At 65.8% G+C, this 16,660-nt stretch carries 14 protein-coding genes and 1 tRNA gene; 2 read left to right on the top strand and 13 right to left on the bottom strand.

The window, feature by feature from the left end; all coding sequences use genetic code 11:
* Positions 1 to 12: 12 nt before the first annotated feature.
* From PO605_RS24320 to PO605_RS24260, 13 genes are all read right to left on the bottom strand, one after another.
* A complete protein-coding gene (locus tag PO605_RS24320; RefSeq protein WP_034364007.1) occupies positions 13 to 540 on the bottom strand; it encodes a phage tail protein in 528 nt (175 codons plus the stop codon).
* A gap of 9 nt (positions 541 to 549) precedes the next feature.
* Positions 550 to 1,077 carry a phage tail protein gene (locus PO605_RS24315; RefSeq protein ID WP_047219765.1) on the bottom strand — a complete coding sequence of 176 codons (528 nt, stop codon included), beginning with the start codon at positions 1,075 to 1,077 and terminating at the stop codon, positions 550 to 552.
* A 22-nt stretch (positions 1,078 to 1,099) separates the two neighbouring features.
* Positions 1,100 to 1,621: a phage tail protein gene (locus PO605_RS24310; protein WP_034364006.1), complete on the bottom strand. Its 522-nt coding sequence runs from the start codon at positions 1,619 to 1,621 to the stop codon at positions 1,100 to 1,102.
* Positions 1,622 to 1,678: 57 nt separating this feature from the next.
* Positions 1,679 to 2,176: a GNAT family N-acetyltransferase gene (locus tag PO605_RS24305; RefSeq protein WP_052013988.1), complete on the bottom strand. Its 498-nt coding sequence runs from the start codon at positions 2,174 to 2,176 to the stop codon at positions 1,679 to 1,681.
* Positions 2,166 to 3,347 carry a hypothetical protein gene (locus PO605_RS24300; protein WP_047473802.1) on the bottom strand — a complete coding sequence of 394 codons (1,182 nt, stop codon included), beginning with the start codon at positions 3,345 to 3,347 and terminating at the stop codon, positions 2,166 to 2,168. The genes PO605_RS24305 and PO605_RS24300 overlap by 11 nt, the downstream gene beginning before the upstream one ends.
* Positions 3,340 to 3,918, bottom strand: a complete 579-nt coding sequence (locus PO605_RS24295; protein ID WP_231574509.1) for an aspartyl/asparaginyl beta-hydroxylase domain-containing protein — start codon at positions 3,916 to 3,918, stop codon at positions 3,340 to 3,342. The genes PO605_RS24300 and PO605_RS24295 overlap by 8 nt, the downstream gene beginning before the upstream one ends.
* A gap of 53 nt (positions 3,919 to 3,971) precedes the next feature.
* Positions 3,972 to 4,658 carry an adenylyl-sulfate kinase gene (gene cysC / locus PO605_RS24290; RefSeq protein WP_043791449.1) on the bottom strand — a complete coding sequence of 229 codons (687 nt, stop codon included), beginning with the start codon at positions 4,656 to 4,658 and terminating at the stop codon, positions 3,972 to 3,974.
* A 749-nt stretch (positions 4,659 to 5,407) separates the two neighbouring features.
* Positions 5,408 to 5,483, bottom strand: a tRNA-Thr gene (locus PO605_RS24285).
* 26 nt (positions 5,484 to 5,509) lie between these two features.
* Complete coding sequence (locus tag PO605_RS24280) at positions 5,510 to 6,517, bottom strand: class 1 fructose-bisphosphatase (protein WP_012205101.1); 1,008 nt, start codon at positions 6,515 to 6,517, stop codon at positions 5,510 to 5,512.
* Positions 6,518 to 6,715: 198 nt separating this feature from the next.
* Positions 6,716 to 9,442, bottom strand: coding sequence for an aminopeptidase N (gene pepN, locus PO605_RS24275; protein WP_047473805.1), 2,727 nt, complete (start codon positions 9,440 to 9,442; stop codon positions 6,716 to 6,718).
* A 78-nt stretch (positions 9,443 to 9,520) separates the two neighbouring features.
* Positions 9,521 to 10,625, bottom strand: a protein-coding gene (gene prfB, locus PO605_RS24270; RefSeq protein WP_126312227.1) for a peptide chain release factor 2 whose coding sequence is annotated in 2 segments (ribosomal slippage) — positions 9,521 to 10,543 and positions 10,545 to 10,625 — 1,104 coding nt in all. Because the reading frame shifts where the segments join, the coding sequence is not laid out codon by codon here.
* Positions 10,626 to 10,917: 292 nt separating this feature from the next.
* Positions 10,918 to 12,777, bottom strand: a complete 1,860-nt coding sequence (locus PO605_RS24265) for a methyl-accepting chemotaxis protein (RefSeq protein ID WP_272206995.1) — start codon at positions 12,775 to 12,777, stop codon at positions 10,918 to 10,920.
* A gap of 269 nt (positions 12,778 to 13,046) precedes the next feature.
* On the bottom strand, positions 13,047 to 15,635 hold the full coding sequence (locus tag PO605_RS24260; RefSeq protein ID WP_047471601.1) for a sensor domain-containing protein: 2,589 nt from the start codon (positions 15,633 to 15,635) through the stop codon (positions 13,047 to 13,049).
* A 227-nt stretch (positions 15,636 to 15,862) separates the two neighbouring features.
* Here PO605_RS24260 and PO605_RS24255 point away from each other — a divergent pair, with 227 nt between their 5' ends.
* A complete protein-coding gene (locus tag PO605_RS24255; protein WP_016452940.1) occupies positions 15,863 to 16,375 on the top strand; it encodes a sigma-70 family RNA polymerase sigma factor in 513 nt (170 codons plus the stop codon).
* Positions 16,375 to 16,575 (top strand): FecR/PupR family sigma factor regulator, encoded by a 201-nt coding sequence (locus PO605_RS24250; RefSeq protein ID WP_272206994.1) that lies wholly within the window; start codon positions 16,375 to 16,377, stop codon positions 16,573 to 16,575. Before PO605_RS24255 ends, PO605_RS24250 begins: the two co-directional genes overlap by 1 nt.
* Positions 16,576 to 16,660: the final 85 nt, after the last annotated feature.

Genomic DNA, 16,660 nt, shown 5'->3' with positions numbered 1-16,660 from the left:
GGCTGCGGCACGTCAGTTACGTGAGGGGAAGACGCCTTGCAACGCAATGCAGAAGTTCAGCACGAGAAAGGGCTGGCGATTCTCATGCGCGGTGTTGCCTCCGGCCGGAGTCAGCATGTTGGGAGCCATGGCGGCGCTGGGCGTGCCGTTGGTTCGCATGTACCGCACGACCCCAGTACCCCCCCGACCGTCGAACGTCAGGTAGGACGTGCTGTCAGGCGCTGCCTGGGTGCCTGGATTGTTCAGCCCGGTCAGCAAATGGTTGTGCTGGGGCATTTCAGTGGTCAGCAGCGTGACGGAATCAGTGCCTTCCGTGGAGCCGATGTTCCAGGACTGCTGCGGGTCGGCTCCGGTGACGACATGGCCTATCAGATTGGGCAGGCCGAAGGTTGTGGTTCCGTTGCCGCCATAGAAGGTTCCGATGATGGAAAACAATGCGGGGTTGGACTGGATGGCCAGCAACTGGCCATTGCACAGCGCCCAGTTCTTGGGGGCGAAGTTGAACGGAAATTGGCGAATTTCGCCGATGAAAGCGTCCACGGTGCTGTCCTAGTTCCTGGAGGGGTAGATTCCGTAGAGCGCAATGATGTAATTCATCGCCATGCTGGGCATGATGTTGTCGTGCGGTTGGCTGTTGCCTGCGACCGTGACCGATGCGGGTGCCATGGTCTGTGGGTTGGCCCCTGCCACCGGCTGTGGCGCATAGAAGAGATCGGACCCGTTTTGTGCAGGCACCAGCCCTGTGGCCTGTGCTGCGGTAGCCAGGGAGGTGCTGGCGACAAGACCGTGGGAATGGGTGGGGATCTGGTTTGTCGTGAGCGAGACCTGTGCCACTCCGAACTGCTGACCCACGGCGCGACTGGTCAGCCCCGGGCCTGCTCCCTGCCCCACGGGCACGCGGGATCGAAGGTCCGGCAGCTTGAAGGTGGTTTGCCCGTCTCCTCCGTAGATCGTTCCCAGCAGCGAGTACAGGGCGTCGTATTCAGAGATGTTGAGCGTCGCGCCATCGCACAGGTGCCAGCCTGCGGGTGCAAAACTGCCTGCGAACAGGCGGATCTCTCCAAGGTAATAGTCCATTGCGTATTCCTGTGGGCGCGTGTCAGTTGCGCGAAGGGTAGATGCCGGTCAGCGCGATGCACGGTGTCAGCACCAGCGAGGGTTGGCAGTTCTCGTGCGGCTGATTGCCGCCGGTGTTGGAGACGCTGGCCGGCGCGATCGGCTGCTGGCCAGCGGTGCCTGGTGCATAGAAATTGGTGGGGGCGCTGGTGGCCACGAGCGTGGCCGTGGCCATGCTGTTGTTGCTGAACGCGGGCGCATCCCCGCTGTCCGTGCTTGCCATGACGAAGTGGGTGTGCTGGGGAAGATTGTTGGCGACCAAGGTGACGCTTTCCACGCCACCCGGCAAGCCTTGCTGCAAGCCGCCGCCCGTGTGCCGTGCGACCCGGCCACGAAGATCGGGAAGCGCGAAGGTAGTGCTGCCGTTTCCGCCGAATTGCGTACCCAGCAGCGAGAACAGTGCCTGGTTCTGGTTGATGGCCAGAATCTGTCCGGCGCACATCGCCCATCCCTTGGGAGGCCAGCCATAGGGATACAAGCGGATTTCTCCAATGAAGTTTTCCATGGAAGCGTTGCCTTTCTGTTATCGCTTTGTGGGGGTGCAGGAGGGGTATGAAGGTGTTCAGGCGGCAGGCGGATGCCAGGCCATGCCCAGTTGAACGGCATCGATGCCCGATGACGCGAAGCCCAGCCGGGCGTACAGCCTTTGCGCGCCGTGGTTGGCTGCATCGACGCTCAGCGTGACCCGGCGGCCCAGCACGGCGGCACTGCCTTGCACCCAGCGCAGCAGGGCCGCGCCGTATCCTTGTCCCCGTACGGCAGGCGTGATCACGATGTCCACGATGTGCAGGTCCGCTCCGTTGTCATGCACCGTCAGTGCGCCTATGGGCACGCCCCTTTCCTGCACGATGAGGCGGGGTGCGCCGGCAAAGCGGCGCTGGTAGTCGGCCTGCTGGAAGTCGTACTGCTGATCCAGCAGCTGGGCGAGGGCGGCCCCGGGCAGTGGCAGGGATTGCAGGTGCGGGCGCGCGGAGAGAAACAGTGCGCGCTGGAAGTCGCGGTCTTCGGGTTCAGCGGGACGGGTGAACAGGCCGGGGGGGCGCAGCGCTTCAAGCAGCATGCAGGGCCTCCGCATCCATCAGGGGTTGTGCGCACTGCAGCAGCTGTGCGTGCAGCGGGCCCAGGCGCGCTTCGATATCCTGGCGATCGCCTGCGCCAAAGACGGCTGCCTTGTCCTGCCCATCAGGCGAGAAGCGTTGGTCCAGCGCCTTGGCATGCTGGCTGAGGCGCACGGCGATGCGCTGGCGTGCGGCCTCGCTCGCATGAAGGCCGAAGCGCCGGGCTATCTGCTCCATGGCCCCGGCACCCAGCTGGCTGTAGTGCAGCACAGGAACGCCCTGGCTTTCGTGCAGGCCCCGCATCTGCTCCATCAGTGCCTGCAGCACGCGCATGCGATGGTCGAGCATGGAGACAAAGGGTTGGCTGCTCCTGCCGCAACAGAACACCGGACTGGCGCCAGCCAGCGACGGGTCGCCTGACATGTGCCGGCCGGCCTGCCTGTGGTGCGAGGCCAGGATCTCCACAGGATCGCGCACCAGCATCAGGCTGGGCACCTCGGGGTAGAGGTCCTGCAGTAGCTCCCACTGGAAGATGTCCCAGGCATTCCACTTGACCACAAGGTCATGGCGCCCAGGCACGGCGACGGTGATTGCCGACACCAGACCGGCAATGCCCTCGCGCTTTTGCGCACGGTCCAGCGAGGTGTCCAGCAGCAACTCGGTGAACACCGGCGGCTCCGACAGAACCAGCGTGCTGTCCAGCTCGGAAAGGCTGCCCGAGACCAGGGTGGAGCCGCAGCGCGAGAGGTGGAAGATGAAGCCGGCAGGGCGATGGCCCCAGCGCCTGGGAGCGCTGGCTGCGCACAGCTCGGCCAGCGGCGTGCGTGGCCGGATGAACTGATTCAGCAGCCTGCGCTGCAGGCAGCGGCTGATGTACTCGTCATGGAACGGCTCGGTGGCAGGGCCGTCCGGCAGGCACCACTGGATGCTGCGCGTGCGTGCCTCATACCTGTGTGGAAGCCAGCCACCGGCCAGCAGCGCGGTGGCTGGCACGGCAGCCTCCTTGCTCAACTGCTCCAGAGTCTGGATGAGCCGGGCATCGCCCCAGCCGTGAAGACGCCACAGCAGCCGCAACTGGGCGAGCACCGATTCCACACTTCCAGCCCGCTCAAACAAGGCCTGCTGCGACGGGCTTGCGATCAGTGCGGCAAAAGCGACCTGCAGCTCATGCATAGGCCTGTCCCTTGCCGATGCGGTCGGCCAGCCAGGCGTTGGCAATGCAGTCGATGACCAGATGGGTGCGGTCCTGCGTGCTCTGGTTCAGCACTTCATGCGTGGCGTCGGCATTGAAGTACCAGAGCTCTCCTGGGGCCATGGGGATTTCCAGGCCTTCCACGATGAATCGCACATCGGGGTGTGTGTAGACGGGCACGTGCAGTCGCGCCTGGCCATGCTCCAGGCTCAAGCCATGGTCGCGATGCGGCTTGATGGATGAGCAGGCCTTCAGCTGCATCAGGCGCACGGAGCGCAGCGGGCATTGCAACTGGTCCAGCACCTCACGCATCGCCGGGCTGTGCTGCAGCGAAGGCAGATCGTCCCATTCTTCGTCAGGCGCCTCGATGGAGAAGCTCTGAAGAAGGGGGTGGGCCGCCACATGCTGGCGCTGGCAGCGCAGCGGCACCACGCGCCATGCACCTTCGTAGCCGCGGTGGTTCACATGGTCACACCAGTGTGAGGACAGCAGCTCATCGACCTCGTCCCGCAGTCCCTGCAGCCGTACCTCGGCCTCCAGCCGGGCAAACAAGGGCGCGCCGGCGCATGCGCCGACAGTTGTACAAGACGGGATGGCCCTGGCATTCATTGCAGTGCCTTGGCCAGCGGCAGGGGTGAGTCCACCAGCGGCACCACGCCACATGCTGCCGGGCCTGGTTCGGCCGCCTGCTCCATCTGCAGCAGCGCCTGTATGCGCGAGACGCAGGCAGCGATGCTGAGCTGGTGCGTGGCCAAGGCCAGGTCCGGAGCAGAGGGCACCTCGTAAGGAGAGTCGATGCCGGTGAACTGGCGCAGCTCGCCGCGGCGGGCTTTCATGTACAGGCCCTTGGGGTCGCGCTGCTCGGCGACGGACAGGGGAACATCCACGAAGATCTCGAAGAAGTCGCCCTTGTCGAACAAGGCCCGCGCAGCATCGCGCTCGGCCCGGAAAGGGGAGATGAAGGCGGCGATCACGATGGTTCCCGCATCCACGAACAGCCGTGCGACCTCTGAAACCCTGCGGATGTTCTCTGCACGGTCTTCGTTGGAGAAACCCAGGTCGCGGTTCAGGCCCTGGCGGATGTTGTCGCCATCAAGCACATAGGTGCGTCTGCCGGCGGCATGCAGCCGGGCCTGCAGCGCATTCGCGATTGTCGATTTGCCAGATCCGGAAAGACCAGTGAGCCATATGGCGCATGCCCTGTGGCCATGCAGATTTTCCCTGTCTTGCCTGGTAATGCAAAACGGTTGTGCATGTACGTCGGGCGGTGGGGTATGGCCGGAAAATGGCATGGCTTGGGTGGGAAAGCGGGAAAACGAAAGACGGGTCAATCGGACAGGGCGAATATCTACGAATTGTTAAGAAATTTCAAGAAAAATTACTGACGACAACATTCGCTTCTCCGCAGTGCAGGCGCACCCGTCTCCCCGGGGAAAACGTGCCGGAGCGTCCTGTCAGGGGATTGGGTGGGATGTCAATAACCAACGGCGATGGTTGTTGGCTATCTATTTATTTCAAGAAGGCATTTTCAATAGTTTTTTTGAAAACGTTTATCGACCATGCAAGCAGGTGAGATTTTGGTCGAAATGATTTTTCATTTTCATTAATACCACTCGCTCCCATGAATATCGCTGAGATGAGAGGAAGCCGCGATCATAGTAGACGCACGGAAAGTGGTATATCACTGGAAATGGGTATTCGTATGGGACGCTCCGTTGCCGGCATCAAGTCCATATCGGCCGCCGAGCGCTCCTGCGCGTGCATGGGCCGGCAGCCCTTTTTCCGTCCGGCCCCGGCAGGTCACGTGTGATGGATGTTGGAAGCAGGGCCGCTGCGTGTATGTCGCCCGAGCGGGCTACAGCGGCGCAGGCAGCGAATGGCTGGTCCTGGCTGCGATCCGCGGCCCTGGCAGGGCCAGGCTATGCCTGGGAGTCGTTGCGGGACAGAGGGCTGGCAGCGCCCCTGCCCGCAGGAGGCAGGGGGGATGCCCGCGGCAGCATGAAAAAAGCCCCAGACTCTTGCGAATCTGGGGCTTCTTGTTTGGTGCCGGAGAAAGGAATCGAACCCTCGACCTTCTCATTACGAATGAGCTGCTCTACCAACTGAGCTACACCGGCGACAGACAAAAATTATAACGGCAAATTTATGCCTCGGAATGGTATTGCGTCACTTTTTCGACTTCGTTCTTCGAGCCGAGGATGACGCTCACACGTTCGTGCAGCTGCGTGGGCTGGATGTCGAGGATGCGCTGCTTGCCGTTGGTGGCGGCGCCGCCGGCCTGTTCGACCAGCCAGGCCATGGGGTTGGCTTCATACATCAGGCGCAGCTTGCCGGGCTTGTTGGGCTCGCGGCGGTCCCAGGGGTACATGAAGATGCCGCCGCGGGTCATGATGCGGTGCACGTCGGCCACCATGGAGGCGATCCAGCGCATGTTGAAGTCCTTGCCGCGCGGGCCTTCCACGCCGGCCAGGCATTCGTCCACGTAGCGCTTGACGGGGGTGTCCCAGTGGCGCATGTTGGACATGTTGATGGCGAATTCCTTGGTGTCCTCGGGGATGCGGATGTTTTCCTGCACCAGCACGAAGGAGCCTTGCTCGCGGTCCAGCGTGAACATGGAGACGCCGTCGCCCACGGTCAGCACCAGGGTGGTCTGCGGGCCGTAGATGCAGTAGCCGGCTGCTACCTGCTGGGTGCCGGGCTGCATGAAGTCCTGCTCGGTCACGCCGGGGTGGCCTTCGGGCTTCTTGAGCACGCTGAAGATGGTGCCGATGGAGACGTTGACGTCGATGTTGGACGAGCCGTCCAGCGGATCGAACATCAGCAGGTACTCGCCGTGCGGGTAGCGGTTGGGCACCAGGTAGATGCCTTCCATTTCCTCGGAGGCCATGGCCGCCAGGTGGCCGCCCCATTCGTTGGCCTCGATCAGCACCTCGTTGGCGATGATGTCCAGCTTCTTCTGGACTTCGCCCTGCACGTTCTCGCTGCCGGCCGTGCCCAGCACGTCGCCGATGGCGCCCTTGTTGACGGATTGGCTGATGCGCTTGCAGGCGCGTGCCACGACTTCCAGCAGCAGGCGCAGCTGGCCGGGGATGAGGCCGTCCACGCGTTGCTGCTCGACCAGGTAGCGGGTCAGGCTGACGTTTTTCTTCATGGGTTCAACTCCTAAAAATCCGGGAGCAGATGCGGCATGGCGTATGCATCTGCTGATGAACAGCATTTCAGTGATTCCTGGCTTGCAGCATAAAACCGGCGCTGCTCAAGCCGGGGACACCGAGGAAGAGCCGCCTCGCACCGAGGGTGTCGTCCCCCTGCAAGGGGGAAGGCGCGAAGCGACTCAGGGGGTGGCTCGTCAATCCGCGAGGGCGCGGGTGACGACTTCACGCACGTCGTTGCTGAGTTCGGCGCGAGCCGCCACGCGGGCGATGGCTTCACGTGCAGCCGTGCGGTAGGGCTCGGCCAGCTTGCTCCAGCGGTCCAGGGCACGCGCCAGGCGGGCGGCGACCTGGGGGTTGATGGCGTCCAGCTCGATGACGCGCTCGCTCCAGAACACGTAGCCCGCCGCGTCGGCGCGGTGGAAGGCGCCGGGATTGGCGCTGCAGTAGCTGAAGATCAGGCTGCGCGCGCGGTTGGGGTTCTTGATCTGGAAGTCGGGGTGCTTCATCAGCTGCTTGACGGCCGGCAGCACGTTGCCGCCACGGTCGCAGGCGCCGCCCTGCAGCGCGAACCACTTGTCCAGCACCAGCGCATCGTGCTGGAACAGCTTGTGGAAACGCGCCAGGGCCTGGGCGGCCAGCGGGTGGCCGCTTTGCACCAGTGCCGTCAGGGCGCTCATGCGGTCGGTCATGTTGCCTGCGTCCTTGAAGCGCTGCAGCGCCTTGCCGGGCCAGACCGTGTCGCCCGAGGCGCGCGCGGCCAGGCACAGCATGGACAGTGCCATGCCGGACAGGGCGCGGCGGCCGGAGCTGACGGGGTCGGGGCGGTAGGCGCCGGTGTCGCTGTGCTCCTGCCATGCCTGCTGCCAGTCGGCCTGCAGTTCGGTGGCCAGTTGCTGGCGCATGGCTTCGCGCACGGCGTGCACGCGCTGCGGATCGACCACGGCCAGCTGCTCGGCAATGTAGCTTTCGCCGGGCAGGGTCAGCATCAGTTCCTTGAAGGCCGCATCCAGCTGCGGATGGCGCAGCACGCCGCGCATGGCCTCGACGAAGGAGGCCGGCAGCAGGGCAGCGGCGATCTGGCCGCTGGCGTCTGCCGTGATGGAGGTGTCGCCAATGGCCTGCAGCGCGATGCGCAGGCCCAGGCGCTGGCCGGCTTCCCAGCGGTTGAAGGCATCGCTGTCATGGGCCAGCAGGGTCAGCAAGGCGGCATCGCTGTCGCTGTGCTGCAGCACCACGGGGGCGCTGAAGCCGCGCAGCAGCGAGGGCACGGGCTCCTGGTCCACGTCGGTGAAGACGAAGCTGTGGCTGGGTTCGGACAGCACCAACAGGCGGCTGTCGCCGGCTGCCTGCGCATCTTCGCCCTGCAGGCGCAGGGTCAGCGCGCGGCCGTCCTGGCCCAGCAGGCCCATCTGCACGGGGATGACGAAGGGCAGCTTCTCGGCCTGGCCGGGCGTGGGCGCGCAGCTTTGGCTCAGGGTCAGCGTGTAGGTGCGGGCGGCCGCGTCATAGCTGCCTTCGGCGCGCAGCTGGGGCGTGCCGGCCTGGCTGTACCAGCGCTTGAACTGGTCCAGGCGCCGGGCCAGTTCGCTGTCGGGGTTGGCGTCGGCCATGGCCTGGGCGAAGTCGTCGCAGGTCACTGCGTGGCCGTCATGGCGCTCGAAATACAGCTTCAGCCCCAAGGCAAAGCCTTCGCGGCCCACCAGGTTGTGCTGCATGCGCACGACCTCGGCACCTTTTTCGTAGATGGTGACGGTGTAGAAGTTGTTGATCTCGATGTAGCTGTCGGGCCGCACCGGGTGGGCCATGGGGCCTGCATCCTCGGGGAACTGGGCGGTGCGCAGCACGCGCACGTCCTCGATGCGCTTGACGGCGCGCGCCGAGGGGCTGCCCGCCATGTCCATGCTGAATTCCTGGTCGCGGAAGACGGTCAGGCCTTCCTTGAGCGACAGCTGGAACCAGTCGCGGCAGGTGACGCGGTTGCCGGTCCAGTTGTGGAAGTACTCGTGGCCGACGACGGACTCGATGTTGGCGTAGTCGGTGTCGGTGGCCGTGGACTGGCTGGCCAGGACGTACTTGGTATTGAAGACGTTCAGGCCCTTGTTCTCCATTGCGCCCATGTTGAAGTCGCTGGTTGCGACGATCATGAAGCGGTCCAGGTCCAGGGACAGGCCGAAGCGGGCCTCGTCCCAGGCCACGCTGGCCATGAGGGAGTTCATGGCGTGCTCGGTCTTCTCCAGGTCGCCGGGGCGCACGAAGACCTGCAGCAGGTGGTCGCGGCCTGCGCGGCTCTTGATCTTTTGCTCGCGCGCAACCAGGTTGCCGGCCACCAGGGCGAACAGGTAGCTGGGCTTGCGGTGCGGATCGGCCCACTTGGCGAAGTGGCGGCCGTCTTCCAGCGCGCCTTGCTCGACCAGGTTGCCGTTGGACAGCAGCACCGGGTACGCGGTCTTGTCGGCGCGCAGCGTCACGGTATACATGGCCATCACGTCGGGACGGTCCAGGAAATAGGTGATGCGGCGGAAACCCTCGGCCTCGCACTGGGTGAAGAACGTGCCCTGGCTCACATACAGGCCCATGAGCTTGGTGTTCTTGGCGGGCGCGCAGGTGGTGAAGATTTCCAGATCGACGGGGTCGCCGCCCTCGGGCAGGTTCTCCAGCACGAGCTGGTCGCCGTCCATCTTGAACGAGGTGCCGCCGCCGTTGACCAGCACGCGCGCAAGGTTCAGTTCATCGCCGTCCAGGCGCAGCGGCTGCGCCGGCACCTCGGTGTTGCGGCGCACGCGCATCTTGTTGAGCACGCGGGTCTTGGCCGGATCGAGATCGAAGGTCAGGTCCACGGTGTCGATCCACCAGGCAGGAGCCTGGTAGTCGGCGCGGTGGATGGCGGTGGCAGGGGCCTGCCCGTCACGCAGTTGCAGCATACAGATTCCTTCCTATGCCAATATCAGGGGACAGAGTCCAAGCCCCTGTGCGGCCGGTGCCGCCCAGGGGCTTGAAACTCAGAGGCCTTGCTTGAGCGAGGCTTCGATGAAAGCGTCGAGGTCGCCGTCCAGCACCTTCTGGGTGGCCGAGATTTCGACGTTGGTGCGCAAATCCTTGATGCGGCTGTTGTCCAGCACGTACGAGCGGATCTGGTGGCCCCAGCCCACATCGGTCTTGGTGTCCTCCAGCTTTTGCTGCTCCACCATGCGCTTTTGCATCTCGTGCTCGTAGAGCTTGGAGCGCAGGCGCTGCCATGCGACGTCACGGTTGCTGTGCTGGCTGCGGCCATCCTGGCATTGCACGACGATGCCGGTCGGGATGTGCGTCAGGCGCACGGCCGAGTCGGTCTTGTTGATGTGCTGGCCGCCGGCGCCCGATGCGCGGTAGGTGTCGGTGCGCACGTCCGAGGGGTTGATCTCGATCTGGATCGAGTCGTCGATCTCGGGATAGACGAACAGCGAGGCAAAGCTGGTGTGGCGGCCGCCCGAGCTGTCGAAGGGCGACTTGCGCACCAGGCGGTGCACGCCGGTTTCGGTGCGCAGCAGGCCGTAGGCGTACTCGCCCTCGATGTGGATGGTCGCGCTCTTGATGCCGGCGATGTCGCCCGGCGTCTCTTCCTCGACCGTGGCCTTGAAGCCCTTGCGTTCGGCGTACTTCAGGTACTGGCGCAGCAGCATGCCGGCCCAGTCGCAGGCTTCGGTGCCGCCGGCGCCGGCCTGGATGTCCACGAAGCAGTTCAGCGGATCGGCTTCCTTGCCGAACATGCGGCGGAACTCCAGTTCCTCGATCAGGGGCTGCAGCTTGGCGGTCTCGCCCTCGATGGTGAGCAGGCCGGTCTCATCGCCTTCTTCCTTGCTCATCTCGAACAGCTCGGCGTTGTCGGCCAGCTCGGTGGTGAGCTTTTGCAGCGTCAGCACGACGCCGTCGAGCAGCTTCTTTTCCTTGCCCAGTTCCTGGGCCTTCTTGGGGTCGTTCCAGACGCTGGGATCTTCCAGCGAGGCATTTACCGTGCGCAGTCGTTCGTACTTTGCATCGTAGTCAAAGATACCTCCGTAGATCTGCCGTCCGCTGCGACAGATCTTCGAGGGTGTTGCCGATGAGGTTGATGCGTTCTGCTTCCATGATGTGTTCCGTCTTCTGATGAATGTGTTCTTGGCTGAATCGCCGATTTTCTCATGCTGGGGCACCGTGCCGGGCCAAGCGCCTGTCGCGCGGGGCTGCGGGAGGGCGGCAGACTGGCGAGGGCTTTCAAAACAAGGGCTTGCAGCGGTCGATCATGGCAGATTTGAAGGGCTTGGCCATGGCAGGGGCGTGATCCGCCTGCGAGGCGCCCGGAAAAAAGGCCCGGCCAGCAGGAGCTGGTCGGGCCTTGGCCGGTGTGTCCGCCCCCGGGCGGGGCGGGTGAAAACCTGGTTCAGAAAGTTTCCCAATCGTCGTCGGAGGCCGTGCTGGCCGCCTTGGCCTTGGCCCTGGCAGGTGCGGTCACGGCAGGCCGGGCCGGCTGCGCCGGCTGGGCCGGGCGCGCGGCGCCTGCCGGAGCAGGGGTTGCACCGGCTGTACCGGCCGCACCAGTTGCAGAAGGCAGGGCGGCCGATGCGCGTGCGGGCACAGCGCCTTTGGGAGCGGCAGGCGCCAGATGCGGACGGGGCGCCGCCGGTGTTTGGCGGGGCGCTGCCACGGCGGCGGCGTGGCTGACACCGCGGCTGCTGCCCAGCATGCCGGTGGACGGCGAGAGCTTGAACACGCTCACCACCTCGGCCAGCGCCTTGGCCTGGGCCTGCAGGGCGCCGGTGGCCGCCGCCGATTCCTCGACCAGGGCCGCGTTCTGCTGGGTCATCTGGTCCATCTGCGTGACGGCCTGGTTGACCTGCTCGATACCGGCCGTCTGCTCATGGCTGGCGGCCGAGATCTCGCCCATGATGTCGGTCACGCGGCGCACGCTGGCCACGATCTCTTCCATGGTCTTGCCGGCCGAGTCGACCTGGGCGCTGCCTTCCTCGACCTTGCCCACCGAGTCGTCGATGAGCTGCTTGATCTCCTTGGCGGCGGCGGCCGATCGCTGGGCCAGGGTGCGCACTTCCGAGGCGACGACGGCAAAGCCCCGGCCCTGGTCACCGGCGCGGGCCGCTTCCACGGCGGCATTCAGCGCGAGGATGTTGGTCTGGAAGGCGATGGAGTCGATGACGCCGATGATGTCCACGATCTTGCGCGAGGCATCGTTGATGGCGGACATGGTCTGCACCACCTGGGCGACGGCCGAGCCGCCGCGCACGGCGACCTGGGAGGCGGCGGCGGCCAGCTGGTTGGCCTGCTGGGCGTTGGCGCCGTTTTGCTTGACGGTGGAGGTCAGCTCCTCCATGGAGGCGGCGGTCTGCTCCAGCGAGCTGGCCTGTTCCTCGGTGCGGGCCGACAGGTCCTGGTTGCCCGAGGCGATCTGGCCGCTGGCCGTGGCGATGGAGTCCGTTCCCTGGCGCACCTGGCCGACGATGCGCTGCAGGCTTTCGTTCATGTGCTGCAGGGCCAGCAGCAGCTGGCCGGTCTCGTCCTTGCCATGCACCTCGATGCGGCTGCCCAGGTCGCCTGCGGCCACGGCCTGCGCCAGGCTCACGGCCTGCTGCAGGGGGCGTGCCACGCTGCGGGCGATCAGCAGCGCCATGCCCAGGCCGAAGAGGACGGCCCCCGCCAGCAGGGCGATCACCCACCAGCGCGCGGCGGTGAAGATGTCGTCGCCTGCCTGGTTGGCATCCTCGATGCCCTGGGCGTTGATCTTGAGCAGTTCGTCCAGCTTGGTGTTGATGGCACGGCTGGTCTTGACCGAATCGCCGCGCAGCACCTCGGACGCCTCGTCGGTGCGCAGGGCGTGGGACAGGTCCACGATCCTTGCCGTGTGCTGCGCGTACTGGCCCAGGTCGTCCTTGATGCCGGCCATCAGCTCGCGCTCACGCGCGGTGTTGGCATAGCGTTCGAAGGCCTGCTGGTTCTTGAGCAGCTCGGACCACAGTGCCGGCATGCTCTTGTCGTAGACGGCCATCTCTTCCATCGAGGTGGCCAGCACATGCTGCATGGTCTGCGAGCGGTAGCGCTGCAGCTGATAGCGCATCTCCATGATCACGCGCTCGGCGGGCATCCAGTGGTGCGCCAGGTCGGTGGCCGTGCGGTTGACACGGTCCAGCTGTACCACGGAGAACAGGCCCAGGCCGGCGGTCAGCAGCAGCAGGGCGATGAAAGAGGCCAGCAGCTTGTGGGCCAGCTTCAGATTGCGGAAAAACATCATGGTGGGGAGTGCCGTACGGCGAGAAGCGAAAGCGGGTGAGCGGCGGTGGCTGCGAATCGAGGGGATGCGGTGGCGATCTGCGGCGACCAGCGGGGCCGACACTCAGCCGCCGCCATGCCGCAGATATCGGTCACTTGCCGGCGAGGCTTAGAGAAAAATAGGTCCAGTCCGAATATTTATTGCGGATTGTTACTTTTTCCGGCCAAGGTCTCCGCGCGCATGGCCTGGTCCGCTCACATGCCCGTTCACATGTCCGCTCACACGTCCGCTCACACGTCCGTCGCCACGCCGGCTTGCAGGCTCGATGCCTGCAGCCACCGTTCCAGATCAGCGGCCGGCAGCGGGCGAGAGAACAGATAGCCCTGTGCCACCGGATAGCCCTGTTCGCGCAGGATGGTGTTCTGCGCTGCCGTCTCCACGCCCTCGGCCACCACGGTCAGGTGCAGGCTGCGGCCTATGCCCAGGATGGCGTTGCTCAGCGCCTGGGCGGCCTCGTCGTGCTCCAGGTCGGCGACGAAGCTGCGGTCCAGCTTGAGCTCGCTGACGGGCAGGCGCCGCAGGTAGCTGAGGCTGGAGTAGCCCGTGCCGAAGTCGTCCATGGACAGGCGCACCCCCTGGGAATGCACGGCCTGCAGCGTGCGCATGGTGCCCGGGTTGGTGTCCAGCAGCAGGCTTTCGGTGATCTCCAGCGTGAGGTCCTGCGGCTTGAGCGCGTTGTGCTCCAGGGTGTCGGCAATCATGTGCGGCAGGTCCAGGTTGTGAAAGCTGGTGGGCGAGAGGTTGACCGACATGGCCGGCACGTCGATGCCCCGGCTGCGCCACTCGCCCAGCTGGCGGCAGGCCTCGCGCAGTGCCCAGGTGCCCAGCTCGCCGATCAGGCCGCATTCCTCGGCCAGCGGAATGAAGCGTGCGGGCGAGATCTCGCCGAATTCCGCATGGCTCCAGCGCGCCAGGGCCTCCACGCCGTAGAGGCGCCCGTCCTTCAGGTCGAGCTGGGGCTGGTAGTGCAGGCGCAGGCCGCCGCTGCGCAGGGCGTCGCGCAGCGCCGTCTCCAGCACCAGGCGTTCCTGGGCCAGGCGGTTCATCTCGGGGCTGAAGAAGCTGTAGAGCCCGCGCCCGCCCGACTTGGCCTGGTACATGGCCATGTCGGCGCGGTGCAGCAGGGTCTCCATGTCGCGCCCGTCGGCGGGAAACACGGCAATGCCGCAACTGGCCGTGCTGGCCAGGGACACGTCGTCGATCATGCAGGGCTCGCCAAGTGCCGACTGCAGCCGCTCTATCACCTCGGCCGCCTGCGCACCGCCGCAGTGTGGCAGCACGATGACGAACTCGTCGCCCGACAGCCGCCCGGCAATGTCACCCGTGCGCAGCTCCGCCTGAATGCGCTGGGCCACGCTGCACAGCAGCCGGTCGCCGGCCGGGTGGCCCAGCGAGTCGTTGACCTGCTTGAAACGGTCCAGGTCGATGAAGACCACGGCCAGCTCGTGGCCCTCGTGCGAAGCCACGGACAGCGCCTGCTCGGCCTGGGCCAGCAGCAGGCTGCGGTTGGGCAGCGTGGTCAGCCCGTCGTAGAACGCCAACTGGCGGATGCGCCGGCGCGCCTGTTCGCGCTCCAGCGCCAGGGCGCACAGGTCGGTGCAGGCCTCCACCAGGCGCTGGTGGAAGGGATCGGGGCCGGGCCGGTCGAAATGGCGGTAGTAGAAGGCAAAGGTGCCGGCCACGCCGCCCTGCAGCCCGCAGATGGGCGTGGACCAGCAGGCCGTATACCCCAGCGGCAGGATGAGGTGCTTGTAGTCGGCCCACAGCGGGTCGGTGGCGATGTCGCCCACCAGCACGGGCCGGTTGTGGAAGGCCGCCGCGCCGCAGGAGCCGACATTGGGGCCGATGGGCACGCCGTCCAGCGCCGCCGAATAGGAGGCCGGCAGGCTGGGCGCGGCCAGCGGATGCAGGCGATTCTGGTCATCGACTTCCAGCACCGACACCGCGATATCGGGCGCAATGCGCTCGACCTCGCGGCACACCAGGTCCAGCACCTCGGTCAGCGGCTGGTCGCGGGCCATGGCCTCCAGGGCGCGCCGCTGCAGCACCTCGTGCATCTTGGCCTCGGTGATGTCGGTGATCACGGTCACCGTGGTGTGGAGGCGGCCGTCGGGGCCCATGACGGGATTGGCCTGGGCGCTGACCCAATACCGCTCGCCGTCCTTGCCGACGAGGATCTCCTCGCGGTACACCGGCTTGCCTGCGTCCAGTTCGGCGCGGTAGGCGGCCGTGAATTCGGGCGAGGCATGGGGCACCAGCAGGGCGATGGGCGCACGGCCCACGACCTCTTCGCTGCTCCAGCCGAACATGCGGGTGAAGCCTGCGTTGACATAGGAGATGGTCCAGTTGCCGTCGGCGATCACCACGGCCGCGTCGGTGGCGTCTGCCACCAGGGACAGGCGCCGCATGTGCTCCTGCCGCCGGCGGTCGGCCAGCATGCGGGCCGAGACATCGGTGGCAATGCACAGCACATGGCTGAGGGCGCCGGCCGCATCGAGCACGGGCGCATAGGTGGCCTCCAGCCAGCAGGTGCTTCCGTCGCGGCGCCGGTGCTCTCCCACGCGCGAAACCGTCTCGCCCGCGCCCCAGCGCTGGCGCCACTGACCGTAGGCGGCCGGGTCGGCCTGGGCCTGCGTGCACAGATCGCTGTGAAGCAGACCTTCAGCGCCCGTGGCCGGATAGCCGAGGATGGCCTCGTAGTTGGCATTGGCGCGCATCAGCCGGCCTTCGGGCGTGAATTCCGCCAGCGCCATGGCCTTGTCCAGCGTGCTCCACAGCGCCTGTTGTCCTGCCGTGCCTGCTACCCGCGTTTCGAACATGGTTCGCTCTCCTGATGGATGCTGAGCTGATGATTGATTGTTTCTAAATGATACCGATCCGGCGCAGCAGCTGGATGTCAGCCACTCTGGTCGCACTTGCTCCCACTGTTCGCCTTTGGATGGTCCGCCTGATGGCACTCTTAAGCAAGTGATTCCGCTGGTTACAATGATTTGAGAATGATTCTTGTTTGATGGTGGCTCCCGCCTTCAAGCCATCGGGTCCTACCATGCCATCCGCCCCAGCCTCCACCCCCCAGCACCGAGAAGCCGCCTCCCTGTACACCGCCCACCATGGCTGGCTGCAGGGCTGGCTGCGTCGCAGGCTGGGCAACGGGGCGGATGCGGCGGACCTGGCGCAGGACACCTTCGTGCGCATCCTGGGCGTGCGCGACCTGGCCGGTGTGCAGGAGCCGCGTGCCTACCTGACCACGGTAGCCAAGGGCGTGCTCGTCAACTGGTACAAGCGCCAGGCGCTGGAGCGCGCCTACCTCGAAGCCCTGGCCGCCTTGCCCGAGCCTGTGGCGCCTTCGCCCGAGCAGCGCGCCCTGGTACTGGAGACCCTGCACGAGATAGACGCCATGCTGGACGCGCTGCCGCCCATCGTGCGGCGCACGTTTTTGCTGTCCCAGCTGGACGGCATGAAGTACGAGGACATCGCGCAGCAGCTGGAGGTCTCGCTCACCAGCGTCAAGCGCTACATGGCCCAGGCGTTTCGCCAATGCCTGGTGGCAATGGCGTGATGGAGACGCCCCTGCAAGCGCGCGTGCTCGACGAGGCCGCCGAATGGCTGATGCGCCTGCACGACAGCGGCGCCACCGATGCCGACCGCGCCGCCTGCGAACGCTGGCGCCAGGCCGACCCCCAGCATGCCCTGGCCTGGGAGCGCGCCGAGCGGCTGCTGGGCAAGTTGGGCGGCCTGCCTGCAGGGCTGGCCATGTAGCGCTTGACGCTGGTCAACGCCTCCATCCACGTCATCAACCCCTACGTCTATGCCAGCGCGCCCTACGACGCCTTCCGCGATTTCG

It is taken from the genome of Delftia sp. DT-2, from assembly GCF_028401915.1.
GTDB classification, from domain to species: domain Bacteria; phylum Pseudomonadota; class Gammaproteobacteria; order Burkholderiales; family Burkholderiaceae_C; genus Comamonas; species Comamonas tsuruhatensis.
This window is presented reverse-complemented; position numbering and strand designations above follow the sequence as displayed.

Excerpts from the sequence above, each read along its gene's own strand:
- PO605_RS24315 (WP_047219765.1), bottom strand. The coding sequence starts at position 1,077 with ATGGACTATTACCTTGGAGAGATCCGCCTGTTCGCAGGCAGTTTTGCA.
- PO605_RS24310 (WP_034364006.1), bottom strand. The coding sequence starts at position 1,621 with ATGGAAAACTTCATTGGAGAAATCCGCTTGTATCCCTATGGCTGGCCT.
- PO605_RS24305 (WP_052013988.1), bottom strand. The coding sequence starts at position 2,176 with ATGCTGCTTGAAGCGCTGCGCCCCCCCGGCCTGTTCACCCGTCCCGCT.
- PO605_RS24300 (WP_047473802.1), bottom strand. The coding sequence starts at position 3,347 with ATGCATGAGCTGCAGGTCGCTTTTGCCGCACTGATCGCAAGCCCGTCG.
- cysC (WP_043791449.1), bottom strand. The coding sequence starts at position 4,658 with ATGCCATTTTCCGGCCATACCCCACCGCCCGACGTACATGCACAACCG.
- PO605_RS24280 (WP_012205101.1), bottom strand. The coding sequence starts at position 6,517 with ATGAAGAAAAACGTCAGCCTGACCCGCTACCTGGTCGAGCAGCAACGC.
- pepN (WP_047473805.1), bottom strand. The coding sequence starts at position 9,442 with ATGCTGCAACTGCGTGACGGGCAGGCCCCTGCCACCGCCATCCACCGC.
- PO605_RS24265 (WP_272206995.1), bottom strand. The coding sequence starts at position 12,777 with ATGATGTTTTTCCGCAATCTGAAGCTGGCCCACAAGCTGCTGGCCTCT.
- PO605_RS24260 (WP_047471601.1), bottom strand. The coding sequence starts at position 15,635 with ATGTTCGAAACGCGGGTAGCAGGCACGGCAGGACAACAGGCGCTGTGG.
- PO605_RS24255 (WP_016452940.1), top strand. The coding sequence starts at position 15,863 with ATGCCATCCGCCCCAGCCTCCACCCCCCAGCACCGAGAAGCCGCCTCC.
- PO605_RS24250 (WP_272206994.1), top strand. The coding sequence starts at position 16,375 with ATGGAGACGCCCCTGCAAGCGCGCGTGCTCGACGAGGCCGCCGAATGG.